The organism is Methanobrevibacter oralis (assembly GCF_001639275.1).
In the GTDB taxonomy this organism is placed as follows: Archaea; Methanobacteriota; Methanobacteria; order Methanobacteriales; family Methanobacteriaceae; genus Methanocatella; species Methanocatella oralis.
Genome location: NZ_LWMU01000136.1, coordinates 15,294 through 32,205 on the forward strand (window position 1 = coordinate 15,294; position 16,912 = coordinate 32,205).

The 16,912-nt window shown below is 26.3% G+C and carries 24 protein-coding genes; 18 read left to right on the forward strand and 6 right to left on the reverse strand.

The features are described 5' to 3' along the window. Positions 1-9: 9 nt before the first annotated feature. Positions 10-1,023 carry a 7-cyano-7-deazaguanine synthase gene (locus MBORA_RS09835; protein ID WP_042692780.1) on the reverse strand — a complete coding sequence of 338 codons (1,014 nt, stop codon included), beginning with the start codon at positions 1,021-1,023 and terminating at the stop codon, positions 10-12. 255 nt (positions 1,024-1,278) lie between these two features. Between MBORA_RS09835 and MBORA_RS09840 the strand changes: the two genes are divergently transcribed. From MBORA_RS09840 to MBORA_RS09860, 5 genes are all read left to right on the forward strand, one after another. Continuing rightward, a complete protein-coding gene (locus MBORA_RS09840) occupies positions 1,279-1,680 on the forward strand; it encodes a hypothetical protein (RefSeq protein ID WP_042692777.1) in 402 nt (133 codons plus the stop codon). 313 nt (positions 1,681-1,993) lie between these two features. Further along, positions 1,994-2,575, forward strand: a complete 582-nt coding sequence (locus MBORA_RS09845; RefSeq protein WP_394296257.1) for an acyltransferase — start codon at positions 1,994-1,996, stop codon at positions 2,573-2,575. Positions 2,576-2,635: 60 nt separating this feature from the next. After that, entirely contained in the window at positions 2,636-2,797 is a 162-nt protein-coding gene (locus tag MBORA_RS09850) for a rubredoxin (protein WP_042692775.1), read from the forward strand. 156 nt (positions 2,798-2,953) lie between these two features. Next, on the forward strand, positions 2,954-3,088 hold the full coding sequence (locus MBORA_RS09855; RefSeq protein WP_042692772.1) for a rubredoxin: 135 nt from the start codon (positions 2,954-2,956) through the stop codon (positions 3,086-3,088). 9 nt (positions 3,089-3,097) lie between these two features. Next, complete coding sequence (locus MBORA_RS09860; RefSeq protein WP_042692769.1) at positions 3,098-3,208, forward strand: rubredoxin-like domain-containing protein; 111 nt, start codon at positions 3,098-3,100, stop codon at positions 3,206-3,208. Positions 3,209-3,221: 13 nt separating this feature from the next. Here the strand turns inward: MBORA_RS09860 and MBORA_RS09865 are convergent, their stop codons facing one another. Then, complete coding sequence (locus MBORA_RS09865; protein ID WP_063720620.1) at positions 3,222-3,821, reverse strand: YigZ family protein; 600 nt, start codon at positions 3,819-3,821, stop codon at positions 3,222-3,224. A 67-nt stretch (positions 3,822-3,888) separates the two neighbouring features. On the opposite strand from MBORA_RS09865, the gene MBORA_RS09870 reads away from it, so the two are divergent. Further along, positions 3,889-4,257, forward strand: coding sequence for a hypothetical protein (locus MBORA_RS09870; protein ID WP_042692765.1), 369 nt, complete (start codon positions 3,889-3,891; stop codon positions 4,255-4,257). 17 nt (positions 4,258-4,274) lie between these two features. On the opposite strand, the gene arfB is transcribed toward MBORA_RS09870, so the two are convergent. Both arfB and MBORA_RS09880 read right to left on the reverse strand, forming a co-directional pair. Continuing rightward, positions 4,275-4,967, reverse strand: coding sequence for a 2-amino-5-formylamino-6-ribosylaminopyrimidin-4(3H)-one 5'-monophosphate deformylase (gene arfB / locus MBORA_RS09875; RefSeq protein WP_042692762.1), 693 nt, complete (start codon positions 4,965-4,967; stop codon positions 4,275-4,277). Between the two features lie 13 nt (positions 4,968-4,980). After that, the gene (locus MBORA_RS09880; protein ID WP_063720621.1) at positions 4,981-5,463 is read right to left on the reverse strand and encodes a DUF1947 domain-containing protein; all 483 of its coding nucleotides are present in this window, start codon (positions 5,461-5,463) and stop codon (positions 4,981-4,983) included. A gap of 697 nt (positions 5,464-6,160) precedes the next feature. Here MBORA_RS09880 and MBORA_RS09885 point away from each other — a divergent pair. From MBORA_RS09885 to MBORA_RS09915, 7 genes are all read left to right on the forward strand, one after another. Then, positions 6,161-6,574 carry a hypothetical protein gene (locus MBORA_RS09885; protein WP_042692755.1) on the forward strand — a complete coding sequence of 138 codons (414 nt, stop codon included), beginning with the start codon at positions 6,161-6,163 and terminating at the stop codon, positions 6,572-6,574. Next, positions 6,549-6,782 carry a hypothetical protein gene (locus MBORA_RS09890; protein WP_042692752.1) on the forward strand — a complete coding sequence of 78 codons (234 nt, stop codon included), beginning with the start codon at positions 6,549-6,551 and terminating at the stop codon, positions 6,780-6,782. The genes MBORA_RS09885 and MBORA_RS09890 overlap by 26 nt, the downstream gene beginning before the upstream one ends. A gap of 10 nt (positions 6,783-6,792) precedes the next feature. After that, positions 6,793-7,254, forward strand: coding sequence for a hypothetical protein (locus MBORA_RS09895; RefSeq protein ID WP_063720622.1), 462 nt, complete (start codon positions 6,793-6,795; stop codon positions 7,252-7,254). Positions 7,255-7,843: 589 nt separating this feature from the next. After that, positions 7,844-8,074: an LSm family protein gene (locus tag MBORA_RS09900; protein ID WP_004034197.1), complete on the forward strand. Its 231-nt coding sequence runs from the start codon at positions 7,844-7,846 to the stop codon at positions 8,072-8,074. Between the two features lie 65 nt (positions 8,075-8,139). Next, positions 8,140-8,328 carry a 50S ribosomal protein L37e gene (locus MBORA_RS09905; RefSeq protein WP_063720623.1) on the forward strand — a complete coding sequence of 63 codons (189 nt, stop codon included), beginning with the start codon at positions 8,140-8,142 and terminating at the stop codon, positions 8,326-8,328. 161 nt (positions 8,329-8,489) lie between these two features. After that, complete coding sequence (locus tag MBORA_RS09910) at positions 8,490-8,900, forward strand: hypothetical protein (RefSeq protein ID WP_042692739.1); 411 nt, start codon at positions 8,490-8,492, stop codon at positions 8,898-8,900. Between the two features lie 57 nt (positions 8,901-8,957). Then, entirely contained in the window at positions 8,958-9,305 is a 348-nt protein-coding gene (locus MBORA_RS09915) for a hypothetical protein (protein ID WP_231475820.1), read from the forward strand. An 11-nt stretch (positions 9,306-9,316) separates the two neighbouring features. Here the strand turns inward: MBORA_RS09915 and MBORA_RS09920 are convergent, their stop codons facing one another. After that, complete coding sequence (locus MBORA_RS09920; protein WP_042692732.1) at positions 9,317-9,661, reverse strand: hypothetical protein; 345 nt, start codon at positions 9,659-9,661, stop codon at positions 9,317-9,319. Between the two features lie 171 nt (positions 9,662-9,832). Here MBORA_RS09920 and rnc point away from each other — a divergent pair, with 171 nt between their 5' ends. Together rnc and metX are read left to right on the forward strand one after the other, a co-directional pair. Continuing rightward, positions 9,833-10,513 carry a ribonuclease III gene (gene rnc, locus MBORA_RS09925; RefSeq protein ID WP_042692729.1) on the forward strand — a complete coding sequence of 227 codons (681 nt, stop codon included), beginning with the start codon at positions 9,833-9,835 and terminating at the stop codon, positions 10,511-10,513. Beyond that, the gene (gene metX, locus MBORA_RS09930) at positions 10,503-11,969 is read left to right on the forward strand and encodes a homoserine O-acetyltransferase MetX (RefSeq protein ID WP_042692725.1); all 1,467 of its coding nucleotides are present in this window, start codon (positions 10,503-10,505) and stop codon (positions 11,967-11,969) included. Before rnc ends, metX begins: the two co-directional genes overlap by 11 nt. Positions 11,970-11,995: 26 nt before the next feature. On the opposite strand, the gene MBORA_RS09935 is transcribed toward metX, so the two are convergent. Next, positions 11,996-13,285: an O-acetylhomoserine aminocarboxypropyltransferase/cysteine synthase family protein gene (locus MBORA_RS09935; protein WP_042692722.1), complete on the reverse strand. Its 1,290-nt coding sequence runs from the start codon at positions 13,283-13,285 to the stop codon at positions 11,996-11,998. Positions 13,286-13,350: 65 nt separating this feature from the next. Between MBORA_RS09935 and MBORA_RS09940 the strand changes: the two genes are divergently transcribed. The 3 genes from MBORA_RS09940 to MBORA_RS09950 all read left to right on the forward strand — a co-directional run bounded on the left by MBORA_RS09940 (position 13,351) and on the right by MBORA_RS09950 (position 16,834). Continuing rightward, a complete protein-coding gene (locus tag MBORA_RS09940) occupies positions 13,351-14,799 on the forward strand; it encodes a DUF7411 family protein (protein ID WP_042692720.1) in 1,449 nt (482 codons plus the stop codon). A gap of 189 nt (positions 14,800-14,988) precedes the next feature. Beyond that, positions 14,989-16,287, forward strand: coding sequence for an AAA family ATPase (locus MBORA_RS09945; RefSeq protein WP_063720624.1), 1,299 nt, complete (start codon positions 14,989-14,991; stop codon positions 16,285-16,287). After that, complete coding sequence (locus MBORA_RS09950; RefSeq protein WP_063720625.1) at positions 16,280-16,834, forward strand: hypothetical protein; 555 nt, start codon at positions 16,280-16,282, stop codon at positions 16,832-16,834. Before MBORA_RS09945 ends, MBORA_RS09950 begins: the two co-directional genes overlap by 8 nt. Positions 16,835-16,912: the final 78 nt, after the last annotated feature.

The window sequence follows — 16,912 nt, forward strand, 5'->3', positions numbered from 1 at the left end:
TTTATCACCTTATTTTGTTTTATAGAAACTCCAGATTAAATCTAATGCTTCACCAGGTTCTAGTGCTGATGAACGTGTTTCTCTAAGTATTCTTTGTATTGAGTATTTTTTCAAATGAGGATATTTTTTATGAACTTCATAAAGAAGAGGACATCCAAAGCCTTTAAACTCTTTTAATTTGAATTCTCTTATTAATGATTTTATCTCTTGTTTGCTTAGTGATAAACTTGCCGGTAGGTTTAAACGATATACTCCTTCATCTTGAAGATTTATACATTGTGTACCTGTTGCAAGCATATCTCCAAATATAATAATGGGAATTTCATTATTTTTTGCATATTCTTTAGCTAATTTTCCAGTATTTTTAGAACATTTTCCACAAGGATGAATTTTTCCCAATAACGATTCTTTAATGATTTCACCATAATCAGCTCTAATATATTCATGGGAAATATTTAATTTTTCACAAAGTAGTTTAATATTGTTTTTATACTGATTTGGAAGAATAATAGTTCCAGAATCTATTGTAATAGCTTTTGGATTAAATCCTAATTTTTTAGCTAAAATCAATGAAAAACTACTATCAACTCCACCAGAAAGAGCAACTACAGCTTCGGTATTTTCAGATTCTTCAAATTGATTTTTTTCAAAATAACTATTAAAGTCAAAAGCATACATGTTATCTAATCTATCATCAATTACTTTTTCAAGATTTTCTAAAGCATTGCTTTTTAAATCTAAGTTATGAATCGTTCTTTTAGATAATTTTAATTGATATTCTTTTGTTAAAAAATCTCCATAACTTTCAACATGTATACTAGAAAGACCTAATTTTTCTCTTAATTTACCAACAACCCATCCCCCTTTTCCAATAATAGCGGATTTATCAGGTCGATCTTCTGTTATTATCCATAATTCATTTTCATTAAAGAAAATATCTTCAATAAAAATATTTACTTTATCATGACCAATTTCATGTCTAATTGAGTTAACTTCTGATAAAATAAATTCTTTTGTATACATTATTCACCATAGAACTTTTTTTTAAATATTAAAGTAAATATTTATCTAAATTTTATTTTCTTAATACCTTTCGGTTTGTTTATCAATATTTTCTTTATTGAATATAAACGCTTTATTTAATATTATTTCATTTTAACATATTTTTATATTGATTGTTATTTATCATATTTTATTCACATATAATTGTTTAGTTATGCAACACTTTATATAAATATTTAAATAGATATTCATTAAAATTATTAACTAGGTGATAATATGGATTTTAAAAAAGCATTAATTGTTGTTATTATTTTGATAATTATAATTTGTGTTTGTGCATTTTTTTTAATGGATAATAACTCTAAAATAAAGGATAATGTAAATGTAACAAATAATACAACAAATGTTACTAACGATACAGTTAAAAAAATTTTCATTGATTTAAATGATACTTCTGTTAATCAAACTAACCAAACTAATTCCTTAAATAATTCTTCTGATGGTGGATGGGTTTGGTCTGGTCAAGCAGATGATTATATTAAAGAGTATAATGATGATATGGGAACTCATCATGTGATTTTTAAAAGTACAGGAGATCATATTCAATATATGAAGAATGGTGAAGTTTATTATAATGGGGAAAATATTACTGAAGCGTTCCATGGGGATTTTAAATAAATCCTCCCTTTTTGTAATTTTATAAAAAATTAACCATTTAATATATATACTAATAAAAAACATAACTAATTTTATCAATAAATTAATTTTATTTAAATAAAGGTTTGATAATATGGTTAGATTTTCATCATCTCTTGAAGATAGGCAGCCACAAAATAGGAAAAAAACTGCTTCACAATCAAATGAAAATGTAGATTATTCTAATTATCAAGAAATGCAACCTCAAAAAGTAATTCCTGATGATTTTGAAGTGATTCCACAGAAAAAACCTCAAAATTCAGATTATTCTATTGAAGAAGCTTTTAAAAAACCAATTTCACAATCTAGTCAAAATATTGCCTTTCCAAAGGAGGATAATATTAAGTTTGGTGTAGTATATTCTCCAAATTCTAAACCGCCTGTTATTGGAAATAATTATACAATTAGATCTAATTCGATTATTTATAATGATGTGGTAATTGGAGATAATTTTCGAACTGGACATAATGTGGTTATTCGTGAAAATACCAATATTGGAGATGATGTTTTAATTGGAACAAATACTGTAATTGAAGGGGATGTTATTATTGGTAATGATGTTTCAATTCAATCTAATGTTTATATTCCAACTAACTCTGTTATAGAAGATAATGTTTTTATTGGACCATGTGCTTGTTTTACAAATGATAAATATCCTGTAAGGATTAATTATGATTTACAAGGTCCAAAAGTAAGAAGGGGAGCTTCAATTGGGGGAAATACAACATTTTTATCTAATGTTGAGGTTGGCGAAGGAGCTATTGTAGCTGCAGGAGCTATTGTTATTCATAGTGTCCCACCATTTTATTTAGCTATTGGTACACCTGCTCGTATTAAACCACTTCCAGATCATTTAAAAGTTCCGAATAAATTTTAATTCGTATTAAATAAAACATTTATACATGCTAATTTTATATATATAATTGGAGGTACTATCATGGCTAAATGGAAATGTAAATTATGTGGTTACATTTATGATGAAGAAAAAGGGGATTTAAGTAGAAATGTTCCAGCTGGAACTCTTTTTGAAGATTTTGCACTATCCTATAAATGCCCTAAATGTGGTGCTGGAAAAACTATGTTTGAACCTTTAGAATAGTTTTATATAATAAGAATATTAAAGTAATTATAATTAAATTTTAAATATTATTACAGTTTAAGATTTTAATTAAGTATCATTATAAAATTAAATTCTAAAATTTTATATGTATTAAAATTTAATTAAAATTTAAAAATATTATGGAGATTGTTTAGTATGGCGAAATTTAAATGCAAAATTTGTGGATATGTATATGATGAAGATGTTGAGGGAACTCCATTTGCGGATCTTCCAGATGATTTTAAATGCCCAATGTGTGGGGCTTCTAAAGATTTATTTGAAGAGGTTTAGGTGATTTAAATGGCTTATATTTGTAAAGTTTGTGGATATGTATATGAAGGCGATGAATTACCAGAAGATTACATCTGCCCAGTATGTGCTGTAGGTCCTGATCAATTCGAAGAACAATAAATCATGTTCTTTTTTATATTTTTTTGAAAATTTCTTTATTTTTATATTTGACTTTTATTTTATCTGCATATTTATTAAATTGTTTAGATAAGTTTGTATTGTTTTTAGATATAACAGAATATATTACTTTATTTGAATAATCTTTATCAATAATTATTAAATTATTATTTCTAACTTCATTATCAACAAGTTTAATATTTGAATATTCAAAAATAAAATCGTAAACATCATAATATTCTACTTCAATAATTACACTTTGAGCTATAGCTTCAAGAACAGCCTTACTATAAGCTCTTACAAGACCACCGGCTCCAAGTTTAATTCCACCAAAATACCTTGTTACAATTGCGGTTACATTTTTAATTTCGTTTTTTTTTAAAACATTAATCATAGGTTTACCTGCAGTTCCAGCAGGTTCACCATCATCATCAAAACCTTCTCCATCATTTACAATATAAGCTACACAATTATGAGTCGCATCATTATATTGTTTATTTATTTTTTTGATGATTTCTTTACTTTCTTTTTTAGTATTAGTTGGAAATAAACTGCAAATAAAGTGTGATTTCTTGATATTTATTTCACTTTTCACTGATTTAGCTATTGTTTTCATACTATCTATAATATTTATATAACTTATTAAATATATTATAGTTAATTAACTTATCAAGGTGTTATTATTGACAAGTAGGTCTGCTACAGTATTGGTAATTTTTATAGTTGCAATTGTTGCTTTTTGTTTAGCTAGTGTTTTTGCATCTATGACTGGTCAAATTTCTATTTTACCAAATGAAACATCTAATAATACAACTATTGAAAATTTAACGAATAGTGATGATGGATTTAACTATCAAAGTTATGGTTCACAAGATATTTCATCATACGAGGGTAAAAATCAAGAAGTTCATTATGATACATCCAATGATGATTCAGATGATGATGGTTCCAGTTCTGATTCTAATTCAGACAGTCAAACTACTAAACCAAAATCTCCGGATGATTCTTCAAGTAATGATGTAGAAAAGGAGACTAATCTTGAGGATGATTAAAATTAATAAGTTTAATTTTAGAAATCTAACAATTTTTCAATATCAAAAAGTACAGAATTAATAGATAAACTAAATAGTCTTTTTCCATAGATTTCATCTACATAAACACCATTTTCCTCAACATCTCTTGCCCCTTCATCTATATTAGAATCATTTTCACGTGCTTTTTTAAAACCATATAAACCAACTTCTTCATATTCATTAACATTTGCTTGGTTTACAACTTCTGCTTCGTTAAGGATACCTAAAACTTTAGCCATTGAAAGTTCACCACTTCCAGCATGAGGACCTTCAGAGGTGATAACTTTATTGTTTAAAATAATTGCCAGATTTGTTTTTTCTTCAATATGCCATAATTCAGTTAAAATTGGAATATTACCTCCATGAGCATTAACAATAACAACTTTTTCAATATTTAAGAATTTTTTAGCGGAATTTAAAGTATTAATGATATTATCTTTTAATTCATCAAGGGAAACATGTACTCCATGATCAATTTCATCTAATTCATAAGCAGGATAGATAATTCCTAAAAATTTAGCTCCACTTTCAAGTGATGACTGTAATGCAATATGAGCAGCTATTTTTGCATCAGTATCAATTGGTAAAGCAGGGCCATGGTTTTCTAGATGGGATCCAAGAGCTATTATTCCGACTTTATGAACTCTTGGATCTCTAATTTTCCCAGCACGATATCTTAATTCAGCCATTTAATTCACCTTTTTATAATTCAAAGTTCCAAATATCATCACCGACATAATGTTTTGTTTCAATAGCTTTTCCAAAATCATTTTTAATCATTTCTTCACCACTAATCAAAGTTATTCCGATTGCTAATGGCTTTTTATGGGTTTCATCAACTATTAAAACAATATCTCCTTTTTCAACGCCTTTGTCACTATCAACAATTCCTGGACTCATAATATCAGCACCATTACTTACAAATTTTATAGCACCCATATCAACAGTTACAGTTTTACCTTTAATTTCATTAGCTAGTGCTGCTTTAAGTGTTGGGAACGGTTTTCCATCAATAATTATGATGTAAGGTTCACCATCCACTAATATAAATGAGTTATCAGTGGTTTCTAATATTTCAACATTTTTCTTATTTTGAAGCAATTTGCCATAATCTTTTAATTCATTTTTTATTTCTTTGATTTTCTTTTTTTTAAGATAATTTCTTTTTTTAACTTTTATGCTCATAATTTATCACATAATTTTTTATAAATAATAATATTAAAGTAAGAATTAATAAATTTTATTGAATATTAATATTCACAGAAACTAGGGTGTTTATGTTTTTAAGTAATGTTGTTTATATAGGTTATACTAAGATTTTTATAGGATTTGTGAACAAATTGTAAATAGGAATTAAAAATACATAAAAAAATTTATTAGGTGGGAGTGTCCGATAATTTTTGGGTAATACTTTTCATCACTTGAAATCATAAGTTTTGATTTTTGACTTTTTGTTTTATTGACTTTTTTCAAGCATTACTAATTTAACCACACATTAAATAATATGACAAAAATAAACTATCAATAGTTATTTGATTAAACAACAATCAAATATAATTAATACATTCTATTTTTTAATGACGAATAATCATTTAACATTACAAAATGAAAACTTTACTAATATTACTTTAAATTACTTATAACTATTTAAAAAATCTTTATTTTAAAATAAAAAGAAATATATTTATATTTGAAGGAATTCATAATTATTAAACATACAACAACATAAACTAACAAAAATAAATTCACTTCACGATCTAATTTTTTGTGATTTATATAATTTATTTTTTTCGATTTTAAAAAAAACTCAGATTAATTTTAAAATATAACATTGTGTTTTTTTTTGTTGTATAATAAAACTAAAATATAGGTGAAATTAAAAATGAACACTACATATCAGAGTTATTATACTTTAAAGAATCTTGGCGATAATATAGATAAAACACATGAATTTTACACATTATATTATTTATTTCAAATATTTAAAGAATTAAATCCCCATTATTTTAAAAAAAATAGAGGTTCAGACAGACCAAGGATTTATACTGCAGATATTATGTTGCCTTTTGTACAATGGGGACATTTAAATAAAATAATAAGTTGTAGAGAGTTAGAAAACTGGTGGACAAGAAACGATGACACCTGTAATTTCATTTTGGATTGCAAAAAGCCAGGAAAAAGTAGCATAAATGAGTTTATTAATGATTATGATTATTTAATCGATGAATTTGACAAATTCATTGTAGATTTTTTCTCTAAAAACTGGTTTAATGGATGGAAATATAATTTATCATGATGGTACAATACTAAAAGGATATTGTAATGATTTTAAAAAATTATATGCGGATCAACTTTATTATTTAAGAGATTTCATTTTGGAGCATCGACACGAAACTGATGAAAATGAATTATGGTTTAAAATGGAAAGATATTTCACTGAAAATGAATTAAAAGAAGACATTGAACTCCATTTTAAAAGATTTAAAAAAGATAGTGCATGCTAGTGGCATTTATATGCTAGAATCAATCTTTAAACGAAAAAACAGTTTGAAAAAAGTATTATTAAAAATCAAACACATGGAAGAAAATGTAAAAGGAAATCAACCTATCAGTATTGTAGACCCTGAAACACATCACATTCTTGATAAAAATAACAAATGGGGATTTAATTATAATTTTCAAGCAGGAGTGGATGATAAATATGGAATGATAGTAGTACACTACATTACACAAAGCGCAAATGATAAAAAAGAACTATTAATAACTGTAAAAGAATTAAATGAACGATTACACAATGATAAGTACGTCATAGTTGTTGATCATGGATATTGGCATTTAAAAAGTTTAAAAAAAATTTATAACTCGCCCACAACCATAATAATACCTGATAGAGCATCAGCAACACGTAAAAAAGAAAAAATTAATGAAAACATAAAAGAAAACACTAATCAGAAAAACAATGAAAAAGAAAAATAAAAAAAATATAATTTCATTAAAGATTGGGAAAAAGACATTTATATAGAGTAAATGATGAATTAACACAATATACAATCACACACAACATTAAAAAAATACACAAACATATGGCTGTTAATGTACTAAAAACCATATTAAATTTAATTAAACAAGAAAAAACAAAGCATAAAAATGTAAATATAAAGCTACATATAACTGTTTTACCTAATTTGGTTTGTTATAACATATAGTTATTAATGTAATAACAATAATTCAATGTATTTTTCTTTATTAAGTTTCATAGAATAATTAATCTGTGTATTTATCCTATTTTTAAAATGGTAAAAAGAACAGTTGCAAAATAATTTAAATACTTGAATATTACAATATAATTCTGTTATTATTGAATAAACATGTTTTTTATTAAAATAGGATATCAATCCTAAACATTTATATACTAGTGTGGCTATAATTAATAATATTAGTTTTAATTAGGTTTTGTCTTATCTTAACTTGATTATATTATGTCTAATATGAAATGAGTAATTGTTTTAATGATTATTTGTTTTAAAATTTTAAAATTCAAATTATTGTAATATAGGGTGATATGATGAGCGGACAAAATGTTCAAAGACCACTTGATGCGTTAGGAAAATCTGTGAATTCTCCAGTTTTAATAAAACTCAAAGGAGATCGTGAATTTAGAGGCATACTTAAGAGCTTTGATTTACACATGAATTTAGTTCTTAACGATGCAGAAGAGTTACAAGACGGTGAAGTCACTAGAAGACTTGGTGTTGTTCTCATTAGAGGAGACAATATTGTTTATATTTCACCATAAATATTATTCAATAATTGTTTATTTCAAGATAATTTTAGTAATGACTAATTTAGGGAGGTGTATCGATGTCGAAAGGTACTCCATCAATGGGTAAAAAGAATAAAAAAACCCATATTAGATGTCGAAGATGTGGAAAAAACACTTATCACATTCGTAAGAAAGTCTGTGCTTCTTGTGGATTTGGGAAATCAAAAAAATTAAGAAGGTACAGCTGGCAAAATAAAAAACCAACTACTAGAAAAAGATTAGTTTAAGTTGGTTGTTATGAAGATTATTTAATTAATCTTCAATTAAATCTATTTTTTTTAAATAATTTTACTAAAAATATTATTTTAGACTTTTTTTCAAATCAATTAATTTAAATAAGATTAAAAATAATTGATTATTGTATATAAATTATAATGGAGGTCATTTAATGGTATCTATGAATGATATTTTTTTAAAAGAAAATATGAATTTAGATGAATATTTAATATTAACTCGTGAAAAGGGTGATGTATTAGCTATTAAAACTAAATACATTGGAATTAAACAAAGACAAGATCGTATGATGAGTATTAACTTTAATGTTAGTCCTCCACAGATGAAAGAAATCGAAGGATTTTTTGAAGGTACTAATGATTTTGATACACTATATTATGATATAAGTCAAACTGGTTTCGTTCCAGTTAATTTTCGAGGAATGTCTTCTGTAACAAGAAATGTTGGTGCAGATAATGACACAATTTTTTCATTGTCTATTCTTTTAGAACCAGTTAATGATGTACCGAAGGATTCTTATATCGAACCAGTTTGTGAATGTTGTGTATTTCATCATATTCAATAAAATGGGGGATTTTTTCTGCCAAATAACGAAATAAATTCTTATATTACATTTACTAAAATGAGATCTGGCGATAAAATTCAGATTGAACAGAAATATGTTCAAATTAGAGAAGGTCAAAATAAAATCATGGCTTTAAGTTACAAAGCACCCTTATTTGAAACTGTTGAACTTGAGAGATTTTTTGATGGCTTAAACGCTTCTGAAAAAATTCAATTAGATATTGGAGGTACTGGTGATTTTGGTGTAAGCTTTAGAGGTTTAATTGAAGGTAAAGAAAAAAACTTTAGTCGAAATATTGACCATAAAATTTTATTATTAGAAGAATATAAGTGTCCTAAAAAAGGGGAATATGTTAATATAAAGAGATATTCTAAATTTGTTCCTAAAAATCAACAACAAACTTAAGTGGAGTTTAATTATACTAATTCCACTTCATCTTCTATTGCTTCCCATAATTCAGGAGCCCAACTTTGTTTAGCATTAATTACCATATCTAAAAGTCTTATTTTTCCATCTTTAAATCTAAATATTCTGTAATCTTGTTGTGGTTTTTTCTCACTACCTTCTTTATTACAATCAAGGTATATTCCTTCATCATAATTTTCTTCGAAATCACCGGATTTTACGAAATCTCCAACAAGTGAATAACCATTCCTTACACTTTTATCTAGTTTTTCAACGGTTTTAAGCCATCCGCCCTGTGATCTAAAATTTATATCTGGATCAATTTTTGTTATTTCTTTTTGCCAATTTAGTTTCATATTACCAAATCCTTTCGTATTATTGTTTTTATAATGTTTTTAATTTAAATGAAAAGTAGGAGCATTTGAAAAGTAATATTTTATTTCACTATTTGCTAAGATTAAATATATCATATTTATATATTCTAAAATAAAAATTTAATAACATTAAAAAAATTTTAGGCTTTGATCATGAATTTATTTGAAAAATTTGGTATTGTAACTGAAAATGAACATTTATATGAAATAGCTTTTACTCATGGTTCTTATTCATCAGATAATAATTTGAAATATAGTTATGAGAGATTAGAGTTCTTAGGTGATGCTGTTTTAAGTTTAATTGTTTCCGAATATTTATATAATAAGTATCCTGATTGTGAAGAGGGAAGTTTGACAAAACTAAGAGCAAATTTTGTTTGTCAATCAGCATTAATATTTTACTCCCATGAATTAAATTTAAGGGATTATATTAGGATTTCTTCTGATAATATTTATTTAACAGAAAATGAAATCTTATCTGTTACAGCAGATATTTTTGAATCATTTTTAGGTGCAATTTTTTTAGATCAAGGTATTGAATTTGCAAAAGATTTTGTTTCAAAAACAATATTCAAATATATAGATGAAGGAAGAGTATTTTTCTTTGATTACAAATCTTTAATAAAAGAATATGGGGATTCTTGTGAATTGAGAGTTAGTTATGAAATTTTAGATGAAATTGGTTTTCCTCATGATAAAACTTTTACAATGGCTATTTTAATCGATGGAAAACAGATGGGTATTGGTAAAGGTAAAAATAAGAAAGAAGCAGAACAAGCAGCTGCTAAAGAAGCTATTAGCAAATTAAATATTGGTGTTTTAAATGAAAAGTGAATCTGTTGGTGTTGTTAAAACAAAATATTTCAATATTAAAGAACCCATTAAATTAGAAAGTGGAAAATCTCTTGATAATGTTACAGTAGCTTATGAAACATATGGTGTACTTAATAAAGATAAAAATAATGCAATTCTTATTTGTCATGCTTTAACTGGTGATGCTCATGCAGCAGGGTGGCATGAAGGCGATAAAAAACCTGGTTGGTGGGAAATCATAATCGGGCCTGGAAAAGCATTAGATACTGATAAATATTTTATTATTTGTTCTAATGTGTTAGGTGGTTGTAAAGGTACAACAGGTCCTAATTCTATTAATCCAAAGACAGGTAAACAATATGGGCTTGATTTTCCAGTAATTACTATTAAAGACATGGTTGATGTTCAAAAATTATTAATTGACTCATTTGGAATTAGTAATCTAGTTGCTGTTATTGGAGGGTCCATGGGTGGAATGCAAGTTTTACAATGGATTATTTCATATCCTAAGATGATGAAAAAAGCTATTCCAATAGCTACTACTGCTAGATCATCTCCTCAACAAATTGCTTTTAATGAAGTTGGTAGACAATCAATTTACAGTGATTTAAATTGGGCAGGTGGTAATTATTATGAAAGTGGTAAAACTCCTAAAAATGGTTTATCTGTTGCTAGAATGGTCGCTCATATTACTTATTTAAGTGAAGAATCAATGTATCTTAAATTTGGTCGTGATTTACAGGATAAAGATGAAATAAGTTATGATTTATCACTTGACTTTCAAGTAGAAAGTTATTTACATCATCAAGGTGAAAGCTTTGTAAAACGTTTTGATGCAAATAGTTATATATTTATTACTAAAGCTGTTGACTTATTTGATCTTTCAGTTAACAACTCATTAATTGATGGATTTAAAAATGTTGAATCTAAAGTAGGAATCATTTCTGTTGATTCAGATTGGTTATATCCAACTGAACAAAGTACAGATATTTTAACAGCTCTCAATGCTAATGATGTTGAAGTTTCATTTTCACAAATAAAATCTAATTATGGCCACGATGCATTTTTACTTGAAAAAGGACAACTTAATTATATTATTTCACAATTTTTATCCGAAAATATTGTGGCTGATTTAATGAAAAGAGGTGGACCTACAATTAAAGAGGATGTCAATGTTAAACAGGCAGCTAAATTGATGTTAGACACTCATGTAACCCATATACCTGTTGTTGATGATGAAAAAAAGCTAATTGGTATTTTTACCAGTTGGGATTTATCAAAATCAATTGCTACTAACTGTGAGAACTTAAAAGATATCATGACCACTTCAGTTAAGTATTGTCATGCAGATGACCCTATTGAAGAAATCGCTCGTATGATGAATAAATATCATATTTCTGCTCTTCCAGTTGTTGATGATGATTTTGAAGTTCAAGGTATTATAACAACTGATCAAATTAGTAACATGTTTTCATAATATAAATAGAAAGGTATTAAACCTTTCTAACTAATTGCTTTTTTTAATGCTTGGTCTATATCATAAATCAAATCGTCTACATCTTCAATTCCAACAGACATTCTAATAAAGTCAGGAGTAATTCCACTTTCAATTTGTTCTTTTTGAGTCATATTAGAATGTGTAGTACTTGCTGGATGAATTACTAAAGTTTTAGCATCAGCAATATTAGCTACATGACTTAAAAGTTCAACACTTTCAATGAATTTTTTACCTTCTTCAATTCCACCTTTTATACCAAAACCAACAATGCAACCATAATTGCCTTTTAAGTATTTTTTAGCCATCTCGTGGTTTTCATTATCTTCAAGTCCAGGATAATTAACCCAGGATACTGCTTCATGACTTTTTAAAAATTTAGCTATTTCTAAGGCATTTTTGCAATGTTGATTTACTCTTAAGCTTAATGTTTCACAACTTTGTAAAATCATAAAAGCATTAATCGGGCTCATAACGGTTCCTAAATCCTTCATTAGATGAACTCTTGCTTTTGTAATATATGCTTTATTTTTAAAAGCTTCACTGTAAATTAGTCCATGATATGCTGGGTCTGGTTTAGTAAATTGTGGAAATTTTCCACAGCTCCAATCGAATTTTCCTCCATCTACTATTACACCACCCATACTTGTTCCGTTTCCGGATAAAAATTTAGTAGCTGAGTGTACAACAATATCTGCACCATAATCAAGGGGTTTTACCATTGTAATAGCAGAGGTATTATCTACAATTAATGGAATATTGTTTTCATGTGCAATTTCAGATAAAGCTTCAAAATCTGGAATGTCTAGTTGGGGATTTCCGATTGATTCACAGTATATTGCTTTTGTATTTTCATTAATAGCTTCTTTGTAAGCTTTTAAATCATGTGTATCAACAAAATTTACTTTTATTTTCCAATTTGGCATCGTATTTTTAAATAAAGTATATGTTCCTCCATAGAGGTTATTTGATGATACAATTTCGTCTCCAGCTCCTGCAATGTTTAGTATTGCAAGTAAAATTGCACTCATTCCACTAGACTGAGCTAATGCTCCAACTCCATTTTCAATAGCCGCTACTCTTTTTTCTAAAACTTCTGAAGTGGGATTTGAAAGTCTTGTATAAATATGTCCTTCTTCTTCAAGTGCATATAATTTTTTAGCTTGTTCTGCACTTTTAAAAGCATAAGAACTAGTATGATAAATAGGAGTAGCTCTAGCACCAGTAACAGGATCAGCTTCTTCTTCGCCTGCATGAACTTCTAAGGTTCTTTGGCCGTATTTGTGTTTTTTTTCCATAAAATTTCACCTAATTAGATATTGTTTAATAAAATATTTATAAGTAATTTTTTAAATTATTATTGATGAGTTCTATAGTAGGTCTTTTGGGAAATTTTAAAGGTAATGACATTGTTAAAATGTTAAAGGTGTCTAAATTTAGAGGTTTTGATGCTTCTGGAATTTTTTTAGACGATATTAAATTAAATATTGATTTGGACAAATTTAATAATGATAGTAATTATTCAATCGGATTAGGCCACAATTTACTTTCAATTCATGATTCTGAAGATAAAATGTCAAAAACTCAACCAATAGCTAAAGATAATTTGGTTTTAGTTTTTGACGGTGTTTTATATAATTTTAAAACTATAAAAAATTTCTTAAATAAAGTTGGAATTGAAGATGAAATAAATTCCGATGGTGAAGCTTTATTATATTTAATTGATTTTTATAATAAGTCCAATTTAGTTAAAGCAATTAAATCTGCTGTCCATTTAATAGATGGAGATTATTCATTTGCTATTTGGGATGGTAAAAATTTAGCTATTACAAGAGATCCATTAGGTGTTAAACCGTTGTTTTATTCAGTAACTAATGATTTATGTGGATTTGCATCTTCAAAAGACTCGCTGAAAATTCTTGGATTTGAAGATATTAAAACATTAAAACCCCAACATATTCTTTATAACTGGAATGATATAGCTCCAGCACAAACGATTCATGAAAAGGTTCTTGAAGGTGATGTATCTAAAATAGACAAGCTATTAAAATTAAGTGTTATTAAAAGAGTTGAAGGATTGATTGAGGTTGGTGTAATATTTTCGGGTGGTGTTGACAGTTCGTTTTTAGCATTACTTTTAAGTGAAATTGCAAAAAATACAAACTTAAGAATAACATTATATGCAGTAGGCATTGAAGGCTCAAAAGATATAGAAGCAGCAAAATATGCTGCAAATCAACTTAATTTACCTTTAAAAATAAAGATAGTTACAGAAAAAATCATTCGAGATAATTTGGCTAGTGTTGTAAAAGCTATTGGAGATGATAGCTTAATGAAAATTGGCGTTGGAATGACAACATACCTTGCAACTTCAATGATAAAAGAAGATGGAATAAAAGTAGCTATTTCAGGTCAAGGAGCAGATGAATTATTTGGAGGATATAAAAGATATCTTAAAAGCTTTTCTGAGGGTAATTTAAATTTAGAGTTAAGAGAAGACATAGCTAATATGTATCATGTTAATTTAGAGCGAGATGATGTATGTTCTATGTTAAATGGAGTGGAGTTACGTTTACCTTTCTTAGATAAGAACCTAGTTGAATTAGTTTTAAATATTGAAGATAATAAAAAGATAGTTTCAACAGATGATAACTTGAGAAAAAGTTTTCTTAGAAAACTCGCTTTTGAAGAAGGTTTAGATTATAAAATAGCTTATAGGCCAAAAAAAGCAGCTCAATATGGAACTGGCATTGATAAAATTTTAAGAAAAAAAGTCTTAAAAGACACAGACATTGCATCTTTTTTAGATTAGAGTATCAATCAAAATTAATTTCTTCTTTTATTAAACAATGGATTATTTGGATCTATTGTCAAGATAACTCTAACTTTTGGAGAATATTCATTTATTAAAAAATAATTAGTTTGAAAAATCTTAAGTTTCTATGTCTATAATGTTTAAATAACAATAATAGTATTATATATTAATAGGAGGATTTCTTATATGCAATTATCAAAAATTGAAATAAAAAATTTTAAAAGTTTTAATGATATTTCACTTTCTTTAAATAATTTTAGTGTTTTAATCGGTGCATGTGCTTCAGGAAAATCTAATTTTATTGAAATTTTTAAATTTTTAAACGATATTGCTGATGATTTTGAGAAAGCTATTTCTAAACATGGTGGCGATTATTATTTAAAAAATTTTAAATTAAATTCACAAGATAATCCATGTTATTTGAAAGTAACTTTTAATAATCTTAATTATGGAGGTTATCTTTTTCCAATATTGGGTTCTAGAGTAGGATTAAATGATGATGAAGTTATTATAATAGATTTTAAACAAATAGATTATGAATTAAAATTTAATTTTTCTATATCAGATTCTTATGATATTTTAAATGAAATGGTTAAATTTTCTTGTAACTTTTATAAAGTAAATAATAATGAGGAATTACCCAAAAATTTTGATGAAGAGCATAAAATTTGTGAAAATTCTATTCTGTTACATAATTTTAAAGGAAAAGTCATTGCAAAATTAGAACAAGAAATGGATATTATTAGAATTGAAAATATAATTCATGATTCGTTATTAGATATGGTTAATAATTCTAATAATGAAAATAAGTTGATTATTAATTCACCATTATCTGCAGTACCAATTCCATGGAATTCTTTATTTAAAGACATGGTTTTTTATGATTTTCATCCAAAGTTATGTAAAGGAATTAGTGCTATTGAGGGAGATTCTACATTAACTGAATATGGAGATAATTTACCAGTAATATTGGACAATATTCTTCGAGATAATGAAAAAAGAAGACAATTTTTGAATTTAATAACAAATATGTTACCTTATATTGAGGATATTAATGTAGAAAAAATTATTGAAGAACGTAGAGTATTTACTCTTCTTGAGAGATATACAAATACTAATATTCCAGCACCTTTGATTTCTGATGGAACTAGCGATATTATTGCATTAATTGTGGCTTTATATTTTGAAAAATCCAAATTTGTATTAATTGAAGAGCCTGAAAGAAATGTTCATCCAGCGTTACTTTCGAAAATAGTTCAAATGATGATTGAATCTTCTAAAAAAAAGCAAATTATAATTACTACTCACAGTCCAGAAATCTTAAAATGTGTTGATTTAAAAGACATTTATTTAATATCACGGGATTTAGATGGGTTTTCAGTGATATCTAAACCTATTAATAATGAAATTATAAAACCATTCATTGAAGAGTTAGGAATTGATGAGGTTTTTATTGATGATTATTTGGGGTTAAGTGATGAATAATTTATTTATTTTTGTTGAGGGTGATGATGATAAACATTTTGTTGAAAAAATTTTAACCAAGTTATTTTTAAGTAAATCGATTAATATTATTCCCATATGTTATCAAAAAAAGCGTAATATTGAGATAATTAAACATATTCATAGGATTAGATTAACAAAAAATCAAGATTATATATTATTGTCTGATTTTGATTTTCAGTATCCATGCATAACTTCAAGAAAAAATAAACGGATTAATGAATTTTCTAATGAAAATTATGACTGTTTAGATTTGGATAAGATTTTCATAGTTAAGTTAGAAATTGAAAGTTGGTATATTTCAGGAATTGATAATTCACTAGATCAATTTAAGGATTTTGATATTCCTGATGATACTGAAAATATTTCTAAGGAAACTTTTGATAATCAATTAAAAAATAGTCAATTTTCTTCAAAACTTGATTTGTTGATAGAAATATCAAAATTTTATAACTATAAATTAGCTATTAGTAGAAATAAGTCTTTAAAGTATTTTTTAAAGAAATTAGATTTAATAAAATATATTTAATAACAGTTAATTTTATTTAAGGCTTTTTTTAAATTCTTAGCTTTGTAGAATTTCTCACTAAAAAGTTGTATTTCTTTA

What these genes read in the sequence shown, in the direction of transcription:
- MBORA_RS09835 (WP_042692780.1), bottom strand. Translation starts at nt 1,023, where the DNA reads ATGTATACAAAAGAATTTATTTTATCAGAAGTTAACTCAATTAGACAT.
- MBORA_RS09840 (WP_042692777.1), top strand. Translation starts at nt 1,279, where the DNA reads ATGGATTTTAAAAAAGCATTAATTGTTGTTATTATTTTGATAATTATA.
- MBORA_RS09850 (WP_042692775.1), top strand. Translation starts at nt 2,636, where the DNA reads ATGGCTAAATGGAAATGTAAATTATGTGGTTACATTTATGATGAAGAA.
- MBORA_RS09855 (WP_042692772.1), top strand. Translation starts at nt 2,954, where the DNA reads ATGGCGAAATTTAAATGCAAAATTTGTGGATATGTATATGATGAAGAT.
- MBORA_RS09860 (WP_042692769.1), top strand. Translation starts at nt 3,098, where the DNA reads ATGGCTTATATTTGTAAAGTTTGTGGATATGTATATGAAGGCGATGAA.
- MBORA_RS09865 (WP_063720620.1), bottom strand. Translation starts at nt 3,821, where the DNA reads ATGAAAACAATAGCTAAATCAGTGAAAAGTGAAATAAATATCAAGAAA.
- arfB (WP_042692762.1), bottom strand. Translation starts at nt 4,967, where the DNA reads ATGGCTGAATTAAGATATCGTGCTGGGAAAATTAGAGATCCAAGAGTT.
- MBORA_RS09880 (WP_063720621.1), bottom strand. Translation starts at nt 5,463, where the DNA reads ATGAGCATAAAAGTTAAAAAAAGAAATTATCTTAAAAAAAAGAAAATC.
- MBORA_RS09885 (WP_042692755.1), top strand. Translation starts at nt 6,161, where the DNA reads ATGAACACTACATATCAGAGTTATTATACTTTAAAGAATCTTGGCGAT.
- MBORA_RS09890 (WP_042692752.1), top strand. Translation starts at nt 6,549, where the DNA reads ATGGATGGAAATATAATTTATCATGATGGTACAATACTAAAAGGATAT.
- MBORA_RS09895 (WP_063720622.1), top strand. Translation starts at nt 6,793, where the DNA reads ATGCTAGAATCAATCTTTAAACGAAAAAACAGTTTGAAAAAAGTATTA.
- MBORA_RS09900 (WP_004034197.1), top strand. Translation starts at nt 7,844, where the DNA reads ATGAGCGGACAAAATGTTCAAAGACCACTTGATGCGTTAGGAAAATCT.
- MBORA_RS09905 (WP_063720623.1), top strand. Translation starts at nt 8,140, where the DNA reads ATGTCGAAAGGTACTCCATCAATGGGTAAAAAGAATAAAAAAACCCAT.
- MBORA_RS09910 (WP_042692739.1), top strand. Translation starts at nt 8,490, where the DNA reads ATGGTATCTATGAATGATATTTTTTTAAAAGAAAATATGAATTTAGAT.
- MBORA_RS09915 (WP_231475820.1), top strand. Translation starts at nt 8,958, where the DNA reads ATGAGATCTGGCGATAAAATTCAGATTGAACAGAAATATGTTCAAATT.
- MBORA_RS09920 (WP_042692732.1), bottom strand. Translation starts at nt 9,661, where the DNA reads ATGAAACTAAATTGGCAAAAAGAAATAACAAAAATTGATCCAGATATA.
- rnc (WP_042692729.1), top strand. Translation starts at nt 9,833, where the DNA reads ATGAATTTATTTGAAAAATTTGGTATTGTAACTGAAAATGAACATTTA.
- metX (WP_042692725.1), top strand. Translation starts at nt 10,503, where the DNA reads ATGAAAAGTGAATCTGTTGGTGTTGTTAAAACAAAATATTTCAATATT.
- MBORA_RS09935 (WP_042692722.1), bottom strand. Translation starts at nt 13,285, where the DNA reads ATGGAAAAAAAACACAAATACGGCCAAAGAACCTTAGAAGTTCATGCA.
- MBORA_RS09940 (WP_042692720.1), top strand. Translation starts at nt 13,351, where the DNA reads ATGAGTTCTATAGTAGGTCTTTTGGGAAATTTTAAAGGTAATGACATT.
- MBORA_RS09945 (WP_063720624.1), top strand. Translation starts at nt 14,989, where the DNA reads ATGCAATTATCAAAAATTGAAATAAAAAATTTTAAAAGTTTTAATGAT.
- MBORA_RS09950 (WP_063720625.1), top strand. Translation starts at nt 16,280, where the DNA reads ATGAATAATTTATTTATTTTTGTTGAGGGTGATGATGATAAACATTTT.